The organism is Chitinimonas sp. (genome assembly GCF_036568685.1).
Lineage (GTDB): Bacteria > Pseudomonadota > Gammaproteobacteria > Burkholderiales > Chitinimonadaceae > Chitinimonas.
This window is the reverse complement of sequence record NZ_DATCSC010000106.1, coordinates 117566-130769: the sequence shown is the minus strand read 5'-3', so window position 1 is coordinate 130769 and position 13204 is coordinate 117566. Positions and strand designations below refer to the sequence as shown.

Below are 13204 nucleotides of genomic sequence, written 5' to 3'. Positions count from 1 at the left end.
CCAGTCGGCGACGCTGTCGCTGTACAAGACCAGCTACTACGACTACATCTACCGTGCCCATCGTCTGCTACGGGACTGGGCGGAGGGCCAGGTAAGCTGGAACTCGGCCCGGGTTGGCGTAGCCTGGTCGACGGCGGGTGCGGCCGGTGCGGGTACCGACTACGTGGCGACGGCGGACGGCCAGGGATCGGCCGCCTGGAGCCCTGGCTGGTTGACGATAGACGTGACCAGCGGGGTGCAGAGCATGGCACAGAGTGCGGGCAGCAACTTCGGCTGGCGGCTCCTGGGCGTGAGCGGTAATGGCAACAACAAGGCCTTCGCCTCGCGTGAGTATGCGACGACCAGCCTCCGGCCTCGACTGGTGGTGGTCTACCAGTAGACAGGTGCGAGCTGCCTACGGTCGCCTTGCGGCCAAGGCAGCTCGTTGCACGATTGATTCTTCTTGCGACATGACTGACAACTCGAATATGCAAGCAACCCCAGCCACGGCACCTATCCACGCCGACATCAATCCCTTTCCTATCGAGGACCAGCAGCTCTGTATCGGCCGTCTGCCGCTGAGCCAATTGGCCGAACGTGTGGGCAGCACTCCCTTCTACGCCTATGACCGTGCTTTGCTGGACAAGCGGGTGGAACGGCTGCGGCAGGCCCTGCCCAAGGCGATCAAGCTGCACTACGCCATGAAGGCCAACCCCATGCCGGCCCTGGTCTGTCATATGGCCAGCTTGGTCGATGGTATCGACGTGGCGTCGGCTGGGGAGTTGAAAGTCGCGCTGGATGCCGGTGCCGATCCGCATGAGATCAGCTTTGCCGGTCCAGGCAAGCGGCGTGAGGAGCTCAAGCAAGCTGTCGCTGCAGGAGTACTGATCAATATCGAATCGTTCCGCGAGGTCGCCGAGCTTGCTGCCATACAGGCCGAAAGCGGCCGCAAGGCACGCCTAGCGGTGCGGGTGAATCCGGACTTCGAGCTCAAGAGTTCGGGCATGAAGATGGGCGGTGGGCCCAAGCAGTTTGGCGTAGATGCGGAGCGGGTACCCGAGTTGCTCGCCCAGATCGGCGAGGCTGGCCTGGGCTTCGAAGGTTTCCATCTGTTTGCCGGTTCGCAGAACCTCAAGCCCGAGGCCATCGTCGAAGCACAGTGCAAGAGCTACGAGCTGGCTGTCCGCTTGGCCGAGGCAGCGCCGGCCCCAGTGCGTTTCCTCAATCTGGGCGGCGGGTTTGGCATTCCCTACTTCCCAGGCGAGCAGCCGCTGGAGCTTGCCAGCATCGGTGCCAACCTGGCGGGGCTGGCCGAGCGTGCCGCGCGCGATCTGCCTCACGCGGAGCTGGTGATCGAGCTTGGGCGCTACCTGGTTGGCGAGGCCGGGGTCTACGTGGCCAGGGTGATAGACCGCAAGGTCTCGCGCGGGCAGGTGTTCCTGATAACCGATGGTGGCCTGCACCACCATCTTTCGGCATCCGGCAATTTTGGCCAGGTGATCCGCAAGAACTACCCGGTGGCGATCGGTAACCGAATGCATGCACCGCAGCGGGAGATCGCCTCCGTGGTGGGGCCGCTCTGCACGCCGCTGGACCTGCTGGCGGACCGTATGGAGCTACCGGTGGCCGAGGTGGGCGACCTGGTGGTGGTATTCCAATCCGGCGCCTACGGTCTGAGCGCCAGTCCGCAGGGTTTTCTCGGTCATCCGCAGCCCTGCGAAGTGCTGGTCTAAGGGCAGGCATGGCCATGGAGCATGATATGAACGCACCACTGGGCACCGGCTTGGCGCCTGACGACCGTACCGCGCCGCAAGCCCGGGCGGATAGTTTTTGCAGCGGCCAGCCTTGTTTTGGTGATGCCCGGCTGGCGAGCATGGCGGCAAGCGAGGGCGCGTTGCGCGCCTGGGAGCAGGCCTTTGAGCAATCGGGTGCCCAGGCCCCCCGGCAGGTGGAAGGCCATTTCTCGGTTGCCCTGCGCACCGGCAAGCGGGTCTTTCTGGCGGTCGATCGTTTTGCGGTGCAAGGTCTCTGTTACCGCCAGGTCGGGGATAGCCTGCGCTTTGCCGAACGGGCCGACGAACTGGCCAGCGGGGCGGAGATCGACCCCCAGGCCATCTTCGACTACCTGTTCTTCCACGTGATCCCGGCACCGCGCACCATCTACAAGGGCGTGTTCCGGGTGCCGCCTGGCCATTATGTGCTGTTCGAGCAGGGTCAGCTTACTGTGGCGCCTTATTGGGTGGCGGAATTCGAGGATCACTCGATCGCTCCCTTTGCCGAGCTCAGCAGTAACTTCAAAGACCTGCTCGCCGCTGCGGTGGAGCGTCAGATAGGCGGGCTCGCGCCGGAAAAACTGGGTTGCTTCCTGAGCGGCGGCACGGATAGTTCGACGGTAGCAGGTATGGTGGGCAAGGTGAGTGGCCAAGCCGCAGCCACTTACTCGATCGGCTTTGATGCCGCTGGTTATGACGAGATGGCCTATGCGCGCATCGCGGCAAAGCATTTTGGTACCCGGCACCACGAGTATTACGTCACCCCGGATGATCTGGTGCGCAGCATAGGCAAAGTGGCTGGCCACTATGACCAGCCCTTCGGTAACTCCTCTGCCCTGCCCGCCTATTACTGCGCACTGATGGCCAAGGCGGATGGCGTGGAGCGCATGTTGGCCGGCGATGGCGGAGATGAGCTGTTCGGTGGCAATAGCCGCTATGCCAAGGAGCGGGTGTTCGGCTGGTACCAGTTGCTGCCGGGCGGTATGCGGCGTGGGTTCATGGAACCTATCCTGCGCCAGCAGGCCGCCAACCGGTTGCCTTTGCTACGTAAGGCTGCGAGCTATGTTGAGCAGGCCAGCGTACCCATGCCGGATCGCCTGCAGATGTATAACCTGCTGCTGCGCCTGGGGGTGGATCAGGTGCTGACGGCACCCTTCCTGGCGCAGGTGGACCAGGGCGCACCCTTGCGGCAACAGCGCGAGGTGTGGGCCGCTGCCCGCACGGACAGTCCGATCAACCGGGTGCTCGCCTTCGATTGGCGCTACACCCTGGCCGATTGCGATCTACCCAAGGTTTGTGGAACAACCGGTCTGGCCGGTGTGTCCGTCGGCTTCCCTCTATTGGATGACCGGCTGCTGGCCTTTTCGCTGCAGCTGCCCAGTGAATACAAGCTCAAGGGCCTCAAGCTGCGTTGGTTCTTCAAGGAGGCGCTGCGTGGCTTTCTGCCGGACGAAATCATCACCAAGAAGAAGCAGGGCTTTGGCCTGCCCTTCGGGGTCTGGACCCTGGGCCACGCCGGCTTGCGCGAGCTTGCTGGCGTATCGCTGCAGAGCCTGGCAGAGCGCGGCATAGTCCATCGAAGCTTTGTGGAAAAGCTGATGGGCGAACGCTTGGCCGAACACCCTGGCTATTATGGCGAGATGGTGTGGATATTGATGATGTTGGAGCAATGGCTGCAGCAGCATGCTCCTGGCTATAAGCTCTAGCCTGAAACGGGAGGGCAAGGTGGAGGAAATCATAATGCCAGGCCAAAGAGCCGCGGGCAGCCAGAGAGAATGGGCTGTGGCGATCTTTGCTGCCCGCGAGACGGCCGGGGCAGTACGAGAGGCCGTCGCTGCGGTGATGGCCGCAGCGCATCTGTCGACCGTGATCGACGTGCTGGTCAACGGCAACGAAGCACTGGCTGAGGAGTTGGAAGAGGTGCTTGCCGCTGTTGCGCCAGCTGGTGGGCCGATCGAGGTCCGTCTGTGGCTGATACGCCTGGGTGACAAGGCGCATACTTGGAACCAGTACGTCCAGACCATCTGGCCGGACGCGCGCCGCACCTTCTTTATCGATGGCTATGTGCGGGTGCTGCCGGATGCGCTCGTGCAGCTGGATGAAGGGTTGAAAATCACTCCCGAGGCGCTGGCCGGTAGCGGCGTGCCCAGCAGTGGCCGTACGGCCCTGAACCTGCGCGAGGAGATGCTGCGCCATGGGGGGCTGCACGGCAACCTGTATGCGCTGACGCACCCCGCCATGCTCCATATCCGCCGGACCGGCCTGAAATTGCCGGTCGGTATCTATCGCACCGATTCGGCCCTGGGCTCGGCGCTGGGCTTTGGTTTCGAGCCAGCCGTGAACGCCTGGAACCCGAAAGAGTTCATCCATGTTGCGGTCAACGCCAGTTGGCAGACCGACCGGAAGCAATGGTGGCGCTATTCCGACTTGTCGGGCCAGCTCAAGCGCAAGCTCAGGCAGGCCCAAGGCACGCTTGAGAATCTGGCGGTCAGACAATGGCTAGCCGAGGAGCGGCGCCTACCCGAGCACCTGCCGGCCAATGTGACCGATCTCGTGCTCTCTTGGGCAGCAGCCCATCCTGCAGCACTCGATAAAGCGCTACGGCGCAATCCCCTGGCCTATCTGGCGCTACGCAAGTTGCGTGCACCGCGCGATTGGAGCGGCGTCGCCGTCATGCCCAGGCTGTGCCTGGCCTGCGGTGGTACACAGGCGCAGGCTAGGCGCGACTTCGCCTTACTTTGAATCCATACATTGGCTGCCTATTCCCCGGAGCGATTTGATGAAGCATGGCTTGTTGAAATCGGCTGCACTGAAATGCGTATCGATGGGTGTGAAGGCACCTGAGGCCCATATCGACCGTTACGTCGAGCTGGGTTATTTGAAGTTGTTGTTGGATACCCTGGAGATCAACTGCGTACTCGATGTAGGCGCCAACCGCGGACAGTTCTCACAAGAGCTGCGAGCGATCGGCTACGAGGGGCATATCGTTTCCTTTGAACCGATTCCGCGTGAGTTCGCCTTTATGTCACGCCAATTCCAGGGCGACGAGAAGTGGCAAGGCCACCAGATGGCGCTGGGCGCGGAAGACACGACCATGACCATCCATATCCCCAGGCTGAGCGTGATGAGCTCCCTGCTCGATTCGGTCCAGAAGGAGCCCGGCATGGAGAGCGCCGAGGTCCAGGTCCGCCGCCTGGATGGTCTCTTGGGCGAGGTGACGGCGCATGTCCCATCTCCGCGCATCTTCCTGAAGATGGATACGCAGGGTTATGACCTGCAGGTCTTCAAGGGCGCTGGCGACGCCATTACCCGTGTTTTGGGCCTGCAGAGCGAATTATCGGTGGTACCGCTGTACGAGAACATGCCGCACTACACCGAGGCATTGCAGACCTACGAGGGCGCAGGCTTTGAGCTTTACAACCTGTCGGTGGTCAACCGCGTCGCCGACGGCGGCCTGCTGGAGCTCAACTGTTTCATGAAGCGTCGCTAAGCCGTCCGCGCCTGCCAGAGATTCTGTGCCAGGCGCAGGCCAAAGCGATGGCGGCTGCGATCCCAAGGCGTGAAGCGCGGTAGCTGGAAGGGGTCGCTGCCCTGTACGGCGGCTCCGGGGGCCGTCGATACGGCGGCATCAAAGCCCAGTTCGCGTGCAATCGTCACGCTTTCGGGACTGTAGTCCGCGCCGGGTTTGCCGTTGGGGTAGGCAAACAAGCCTACGCGCTCACCCAATATGCCCTCCAGTGTCCGTCGGCTATCGGCGATCTCCTGCCTGGCTTCCTCGGCCGAGAGCCCGGCCAGGATGGGGTGCGACACGGTATGGGCACCGATCTGCATGCCTGCCTGACGTAACGCCCGCACCCTGGGTGTATCCATCATCAGGTCGTCGGCCGGCCGTACACCGGCCCGTAGGGCAATCTCCTCGGTCAGCGCCTGGCGCTCCGCAACCGGCAAGTATTTGATCCTGCCGATGATGGCTCCGATGGCTTGCTGCCTGGCGCTGGCGGAAGCCAGGGAATAGCAGTCCAGTTGCCCGCCCTCCCCTGCATTGAGACCACGCAGGTCCAACGCCGACCCTTGGCAATGGCGCACCGCCTCAATCACCGTGTCGTTCCACATCCTGCCGCCATCCAGAAAGCCGGTGGCGATAAAGAAGGTGGCGCTCAGACCATGGCTGCGCAGCAGGGGCAATGCGACGTCGTGATTGTCGGCATAGCCGTCGTCGAAGGTGATGGCCGCAGCCCGTGCCGGCAGTGTGCCTGCGGCCAGCCTTTGTACTGCTTCGTCCAGCGGCAGCACATTGCACCACTGCTTGAGCCAGCCCAGCATCTGGTCAAACCAGCGGGCATAGGCCTCACCGGGGAAGATCGGGTCCTGCTCGGGCAGGACGCGATGGAAGATCAGGATGGACAGGCGTGCCTCATGCGCGGCGGGCGACAACAGGCTCAGGGCGGGTTTGATCAGACTCATGTACCGGTCTTTTTGGGCTTGCCAAAGAAGTTCAGGGGGGCGTTGTCGGTACGCCAGCCCTCGTTGTCTATCCAGCGGCGTCCCAGTACGACCAGGATCAGGATGTTGTATGGCAGGTCGAAGTAGGCCAGGCTCAAAAAGGCCCCCCCTACCGCATAGCCGGCCAGGCTCACCTGGCACATGGCGCCAAGGTCGGCCACCCACTGTGTCTCCGGCCGCTGCTTGCCATCCTTGCGCAGTTTGTTGGCCGAGCGCCAGACCAAAAACCACATGAGCAGGAACAGGAAGAGGCCGACGAAGCCATGCTCGCCCAGTACCTGGAAGTAGATGCTGTGCGCCGCATGCACGTCGCCGGGGTTGGGCGCGTAGGCCGCAAACTGCTGCAGATTGTAGATATCGAAGCCGCCGCCGAAGAAATTGTGGTTGGCCAGGTTCCAGGCCATCCACCAGGCATTGATACGGCCCATGGCCGATTCGTCTTGCTGGTATTCGCCTATGGTTTCCATCCGCGAGGTCCACTCCGCCGGCATGAAGGCCAGCATGGCGGCGCCGATGCCGACCAGCAACAGGCCCGTCCACAGCTTGTTACGGCTACGCCACCACATCACGAGTGCCATGACGCCGATGGCCAGCAAGGCGCCACGTGAGTGCGTGCCGAGCGCGGCAATGGCACTGAGCAGCATGGTTGCGGTCAAGCCGTGCCGTATCCACCGCTTGGTGGTGTTCATCTGTAGGAAACGCAGCAAGGGAATGGCGATCACCAGTGCCAGGGCAATCTCGTTATTGCCCTCGATAAAGGTACTGTCCGGCCCCCAGACCCGGTAGTTACCACCAGTCAGCAGCGTGAACAGGCCACCCTTGAAGCCAAAGAAGCCGATCGAGCCTGCCAGCGCCCAGGCCAGCGCCATGATGTGCTCGCGGGTATGCAGCACCACCATGGCCAGCAGGATCATGAAGTCGATCTTCATGACCTTCTTCCACATATCGATACTGCCATCGAAAGAGAAGGAGAATGGCAGCGTGATACAGACCCACAGCATGAACAGCATCAGTACCACCGTCTCCCGCGTGACTGGGAAGCTGCGTGGTTCGCGGGTCAGCAGGATGCCTATCATGGTGGCGATCGCGACCGCCGCGGCTACCGGCATCTTGGCCAGCAACCAGCCGTATTGGTGCGGGTTCATGATGCTCAGCACGGTCCAGGACAGGATGCCGATGGCGGGGCTGGTGAAGGCCCGCAGCACACAATAGGCAATGATGGAGCCGAGCAGCAGGTCACGCATGGCGGCTCCCTTGGCGGACTTGCAACGTGAGGGCGGGATGGTCGGAACTGATGCAGGTGGCGTAGGTAAGGATCATGATGCGTTGGCGACGGGTTGGCTGGCGCCAACATGGCTGACGATATAACGGAATTTGCCGGATTTCTCGGGTGGTATGGTGTCTACGCAATCAACGTCCACCTGCACCTCGCCACCGAGCCGGCGCTGGAAGCCGGCCACGATCTGCGCTTTGCAGGCGGGGTCGAAGCCTGGGCCCGGCACCAGCAGCACGCGGGTATGGGTGAGACTCTCCTGAACGACCTTGAACGCCTCGACGCCCGAGAGGTCGCGGATGATGTAGATCAGTGCCAGACCATGCATGACCGTGCCGTTGGCCGCAGTGACGAAGTCGGTACTGCGGCCCTGGATCTCACGTAGCACTGGTAGGCCGCGGCCGCAGGCGCAACGCTTGTCGTCCAGTACCGCCACATCGCCAGTACGGTAGCGGATAAAGGGGAAGTCGCGGGTGGCGAGATGGGTAACGACGATCTCACCGGCCTGCCCTGCCGGCACCGGCTGGCCTTGGGCATCGACCAGTTCCAGCAGGATGTCCTCCGCGGTCAGGTGCATGCCACCCTCGGGGCATTCATGGGCGATAAAGCCGGCATCGCGCCCGCCATAGCCATTGGCAACCCGGCAGCCAAAGACCCGGGCGATGGTGGCACGCTGCTCGTCGTAGAGGCGCTCGGAGGTGACAAAAGCGACCTTGATGCCCAGGTCGTCCATGGCGATGCCGCGTTTCTCGGCGTGAAGGGCGATATGCGTGAGCGCGGAGGGGTAGCCGAACAGCATACGTGGTCGCTTATGGCGGATGGCGGCAATAAAACCGTCTAGCTTGGCATCCGACATCTCGAATGCCGGCAGCAGATCGGTCCGCAACAAACGGTCGCGCCAACGGCGCAGGCGGTCCTGGGCACCCAGCTCGATGGGCGACCCCCAGACCACGATCTCCGGGTCTCCGATATCGACACCCCACCAGCGGGTGGCACGCCATTTGGCCGCCACGTCATGGCTGACGCGGCGCTTGCCGATGAAGAAGACCAGGGGCTGGCCGGATGAGCCACCGGTATTGAAGCGGGCCAAGCCTTCTGCCCCTCGGTGCTTGAGGTCTTCGGTATGGGCGCGTATCAAGGCCTTGTCGAGAAATGGCAAGCGCTGCAGATCGTTCAGGGACTGCACGCCGGCAGGGTCGAAGCCGATTTCCGCAAACAGCCGATGATAGTAGGGAACCTGCTCGCCGACGTCGCGTAGCAGGGCCTGTAGCCGTTCCAAGCGGAGTTGGTCCAGCTGCGCCCCATCCCACCATTGCGAGGCCTCCATGGCCTTGCGCAGCGCGACAGTGGTATGGCCCTTGAGCCGTTCGTGCAGGGGAAACAGGCAATGGGAGACCAGGGAGGTGTACATGGCTCGTCTCTCAGGTATGGGCTGCGCGGGTCTGGGTAGCGCGGTAGGTATCGGCCAGCAAGGGGGCAACCCGTTGCCAGGTGTAGCGTTGCACTTCAGCAATGCCGGCCTCGCGCAGCTTTTGCCACTGCGCGGTATCTTCCAGCAGCCGGGTGGCCGCTGCTGCCATGGCTGTCGGGTCGCCTGGCTTGACCAGCAAGGCGGTTACCTGATCTTCCACGATATAGGGGATGCCGCCTACGTCGGTGCTGACCACCGGTACGCCGCTGGCGAGCGATTCCAGCACTGAGTTCGGCATGTTGTCGGCCAGGCTGGGGTTGAGCATCAGGTCCGCCGCCCGGTAGAGCTCGGCCATGGCTTCGCGGTCCAGCCGGCCGGCAAAGTGCACGGCCTGCTCTAGGCCAAGCTCAGCAGCCAGCGCGCGCAAGCGGGCTTCCTCCGGGCCGCTGCCGGCGATGGTCATGTGGCTGTGCGGTAGCTGCTCATGGATGCGTAGAAAGGCCCGCAAGGCGGTCTCGTTGTCGTAGAGCGGCTCCAGATTACGCGCCACGACCAGATGCGGGCCATCTGGTTGGGCTGATTCGCGGGGGCGAAAGCGTGTGAGGTCGATGATATTGGGCACGATCTCCGCCTGCATGCCAAAGCGCGCGAAGACCTCCTGCAAAAAGCGGGAAGGTACGATCAGCGCCGCGGCGCGCCGCATGGACCAACGCACCAGCGCTTGCGAGCGGGATAGAAAGGCCGCGGCCTCGCCGCCCCGGTAGTTGACCACCACCGGTACACCGCGCAGCCAGGCGATCCAGATGGCCGGTGCGGCAAACAGATGCCAGGACCAGCCGGAGTTGGCCATAAGGTGGAACACGTCGCAGCGACCGGCGGAGCGCCAGAGCGCCCAGAGATAAGGTAGCAGCCGGAAGACAGCACGGATGACGGGAAGGCGACCTATCCAGGCCGGCGAATACGGCGGATTGGTCTGTACCAGCTCCACCTCCGCCCCGCCGCTCCCCAGTAGTTCGGCCAATTGGCGGGTCTGGTTGGCCATGCCGCCGGCCGGTGGCGGCAAGGGGCCGACCAGACCGACCCTCAGGCCGGCAAAGCCGCTCAACGCACGCCTCCCGCGGCCAGGCTGCTGTAGATATCCACATAGCGACTGACAGAGACGCGCCAATTGCGCTCGGTCTCGACAAAACGCCGCCCGGCCTCGCGCAGTTCACGCCAATATTCGCGGCGGGCCAAGAGTTGTAGTACCGCCTGCGCCAGCGATTCGGCACTGCCGGCCCGGAACAGCATGCCGGTCTGGCCGTCCTGGATCAGTTCCTTGTGCCCCCCCACGTCCGAAGCCACCAGTAGGCGCCCTTGCGCCATGGCCTCCAGCGGCTTGAGCGGCGTGACCAGCTCGGTCAGGCGCATGGAATGGCGTGGATAGGCCAGCACGTCGACCAGATCGTAGTAGCGATGTACTTCCTGGTGCGGAACCCGGCCGGTAAATACCACATACTTTTCCAGCCCCAGTCGCTGGGCCTGCGCTTTGAGTGCTGCATCTTGCGGGCCGCCACCAACCAGCAGTACCCGCACGTCCGGCAGGCTGGCAATGATGCGCGGCAGGGCCTCCAGCAGTAGATCGAGACCTTCGTAGGCGTAGAAGGAGCCGATAAAGCCCAGCACGGTACAACCCGTCAGGCCCAGCTTTGCCTTCAACTCCTCGTCGGCAACGCCGCCCAGGTCGAAGGATTCGATATCGACTGCGTTGGGGATGACCGTGACGCGCTCCGAAGGGATGCCGCGCGCCACGATGTCGCTGCGCAGCCCCTCGCAGATGGTGGTGACGTGGTCGGCTCGCTTGAGCGCATAGGTCTCGAGGTTGCGCGTCATACGGTAGCGCAGGCTGCCCTCGGTGGTCGTACCGTGGTCGACTGCGGCATCCTCCCAGAAGGCGCGGACCTCATATACCACCGGCAGGCCCAGGCGTTTGCCCACCCGCAAGGTGGGAATGGCATTGAGTACTGGCGAGTGGGCGTGCAACACGTCGGGACGGACCTGCTCGGCCACCTCCTGGAGGCGGCGCTCCAGCTGCCGCATCAGCGCCAGCTCGCCCATCACCGGCAACTTGGCCAGCCGGTCGCGTGCCGGCGGCGTACGGTAGAAGTGCCAGCCGTCGACGTCTTCTTCGAGGACCTCGCAGCCGACCTGCTTGGGACTGGTCAGGTGCTGAGTGTCCCAACCCAGCTTGCGCTGCTCGCGCAGGATGGACAGCGAACGGAAGGTGTAGCCGCTATGCAGCGGAATGGAATGATCCAGAACATGCAGAATACGCAAACTCAAACCCTCTCCAGGGCCGGCTCGGCAGGGCTTGCCGCGGCGACCGGTTCATCCAGGACGTTACGTAGGAAAGCCTCGAACATCAGCAGTGTCCAGAGCGGCGCGCTGTAGTCGCGCTGGCCGGACTGGTGGGCCTCCACCAGGTGGCGCAGGTAGTCGGCATTGAACCAGCCCGTGGCGGCCAGGCGCGGCCCCAGCACGGCCTGCCTTACCCGCTCCTTCAGCGGGCCGCGGAACCAGCGCGCCAACGGCACGGCAAAGCCCATCTTGGGACGGTACAGGATATCGTCCGACAGTTTCGGTTCCATGGCCTTCTTCAAGAGGTACTTGCCCTCCTGGCCTCGGATCTTGAGCGAGGACGGCAGGGTCGCCAGCCACTCGATCAGTTCGTGGTCCATCAAGGGCTCACGCACCTCCAGCGAGTGGGCCATGCTGGCGCGGTCCACCTTGGTGTTGATGTCGCCGACCAGATAGGTCTTGATGTCCAAGTATTGGATCAAGGCCAGCGGGTCGTCGGTGCCGGCGCGGGCCGCATGCTGCTCAAAGACCTCCAGTGCGTTGTAGCCACCGACTTCTTGCTTGAAGCGGTTGCTGAACAGTTGCGCTCGCATCGGGTCGCGCAGGATGGAGACCGAATGGAAATAGGCCTCGACCGGGTTACGTGCCAGCCCTTCAAAGGTAGTCTTGGCGCGGAACACGCGCGGCGCCCAGTCGGCCTTGGGGTAGACCCGGCCAAGGAGGCCGAACAGCGGCTTGCGCACGCCGTAGGGCAGGCTGGAGCGCAGTTTTTCTTCCATCAGGTGCAAGCGATAGCGACGATAGCCACCGAAACTCTCATCGCCGCCATCGCCCGACAATGCGACGGTGACGTGCTTGCGCGCCAGTTGGCAGACCCGGTAGGTCGGTATGGCCGAGCTGTCGGCGTAGGGTTCGTCATAGAGCCGAGCGAGGGTATCGATCAGGTCGAAGTCGTCGCTTGCCACGGTTTCGACGTAATGACGGGTCCGGTAGCGGTCGGCCACGGTCTTGGCGAACTCGGCTTCGTTGAAGGCGGGATCATCAAAGGCGATGGAGCAGGTGTTGACCGGCTCGGCGGATTGCCCCGCCATGGTGGCCACCACGGCGCTGGAATCCACACCGCCCGAGAGAAAGGCGCCCAGTGGGACCTCGGCGATCATGCGCAGCCTGATCGATTCATCCAGCTTCGCCTGCAACTGGGTGCAGGCTTCCTGTTCCGAGATCGGATTGTCGAGGCTGAAGCGCACATCCCAGTAGGCCTTGGGTTCGGGGATGGGCTCACCGCGGCGCACGGTCAGTACGTGGGCGGGCGGCAGCTTGCGCGCCTGTTTGAAGATGGTACGCGGCTCGGCCACATAGCCCAGGGCAAAGTACTCTTCCACCGCTTTGGGATCGACCTCCCGCGCCAGGCCGCCATGAGCCAGCAGGGATTTGAGTTCGGAGCCGAACAGCAGCATGCCGTCCGGCAGGATGGCGTAGTACAGCGGCTTGACCGCCAGCCGGTCACGGGCCAGGAAGAAGGTTTCCTTGTTGCTGTCCCACAGCGCAAAGGCAAACATGCCGCGCAGCCGCTCCACACAGGCTTCTCCCCAAGCCTCCCAGGCATGGACGATCACCTCGGTATCGCTGCGGGTCTGGAAGACGTAGCCCAGGGCCTGCAACTCGGGAATCAAGGCCTGGTAGTTGTAGATCTCGCCGTTGAACACGATGCAGACGCTGCGGTCGTGGTTGTAGAGCGGTTGCTGCCCGGTCGAGAGGTCGATGATGGACAGGCGCCGATGGCCCAGTCCCAAGCCCGGCTCCAGATGCAAGCCTCCCTCATCCGGGCCGCGATGGTGTTGCGACTCGTTCATGCGGTGCAGGACCGCACGATCGATGATTCGCCGCTCTCGGGTGTCGAAAATTCCGGTAATACCGCACATGATCTGG

At 63.3% G+C, this 13204-nt stretch carries 11 protein-coding genes; 5 read left to right on the top strand and 6 right to left on the bottom strand.

Annotation, left to right across the window (positions count from 1 at the left end; translation table 11 throughout):
* The 5 genes from VIM95_RS15415 to VIM95_RS15395 form a co-directional block, all read left to right on the top strand.
* On the top strand, positions 1-379 hold a 379-nt coding region (locus VIM95_RS15415; RefSeq protein WP_331987395.1), incomplete at its 5' end, for a DNRLRE domain-containing protein.
* Between the two features lie 88 nt (positions 380-467).
* On the top strand, positions 468-1712 hold the full coding sequence (locus VIM95_RS15410; RefSeq protein WP_331987393.1) for a pyridoxal-dependent decarboxylase, exosortase A system-associated: 1245 nt from the start codon (positions 468-470) through the stop codon (positions 1710-1712).
* Between the two features lie 26 nt (positions 1713-1738).
* The gene (locus tag VIM95_RS15405; RefSeq protein ID WP_331987391.1) at positions 1739-3457 is read left to right on the top strand and encodes an asparagine synthase C-terminal domain-containing protein; all 1719 of its coding nucleotides are present in this window, start codon (positions 1739-1741) and stop codon (positions 3455-3457) included.
* A 76-nt stretch (positions 3458-3533) separates the two neighbouring features.
* Positions 3534-4493, top strand: coding sequence for a hypothetical protein (locus VIM95_RS15400; RefSeq protein WP_331987389.1), 960 nt, complete (start codon positions 3534-3536; stop codon positions 4491-4493).
* Positions 4494-4530: 37 nt separating this feature from the next.
* The gene (locus tag VIM95_RS15395) at positions 4531-5241 is read left to right on the top strand and encodes an FkbM family methyltransferase (RefSeq protein ID WP_331987387.1); all 711 of its coding nucleotides are present in this window, start codon (positions 4531-4533) and stop codon (positions 5239-5241) included.
* Here the strand turns inward: VIM95_RS15395 and VIM95_RS15390 are convergent.
* The 6 genes from VIM95_RS15390 to VIM95_RS15365 form a co-directional block, all read right to left on the bottom strand.
* Positions 5238-6215: a polysaccharide deacetylase family protein gene (locus tag VIM95_RS15390; RefSeq protein WP_331987385.1), complete on the bottom strand. Its 978-nt coding sequence runs from the start codon at positions 6213-6215 to the stop codon at positions 5238-5240. The genes VIM95_RS15395 and VIM95_RS15390 overlap by 4 nt on opposite strands.
* Positions 6212-7498, bottom strand: coding sequence for a putative O-glycosylation ligase, exosortase A system-associated (locus tag VIM95_RS15385; protein ID WP_331987383.1), 1287 nt, complete (start codon positions 7496-7498; stop codon positions 6212-6214). The genes VIM95_RS15390 and VIM95_RS15385 overlap by 4 nt, the downstream gene beginning before the upstream one ends.
* Positions 7499-7570: 72 nt before the next feature.
* Positions 7571-8938, bottom strand: coding sequence for a phenylacetate--CoA ligase family protein (locus VIM95_RS15380; RefSeq protein ID WP_331987381.1), 1368 nt, complete (start codon positions 8936-8938; stop codon positions 7571-7573).
* Between the two features lie 10 nt (positions 8939-8948).
* Complete coding sequence (locus VIM95_RS15375) at positions 8949-10043, bottom strand: glycosyltransferase family 4 protein (protein ID WP_331987379.1); 1095 nt, start codon at positions 10041-10043, stop codon at positions 8949-8951.
* The gene (locus tag VIM95_RS15370; RefSeq protein ID WP_331987377.1) at positions 10040-11260 is read right to left on the bottom strand and encodes a TIGR04063 family PEP-CTERM/XrtA system glycosyltransferase; all 1221 of its coding nucleotides are present in this window, start codon (positions 11258-11260) and stop codon (positions 10040-10042) included. The genes VIM95_RS15375 and VIM95_RS15370 overlap by 4 nt, the downstream gene beginning before the upstream one ends.
* A complete protein-coding gene (locus tag VIM95_RS15365) occupies positions 11257-13197 on the bottom strand; it encodes an XrtA/PEP-CTERM system amidotransferase (protein WP_331987375.1) in 1941 nt (646 codons plus the stop codon). The genes VIM95_RS15370 and VIM95_RS15365 overlap by 4 nt, the downstream gene beginning before the upstream one ends.
* Positions 13198-13204 lie beyond the last annotated feature (7 nt).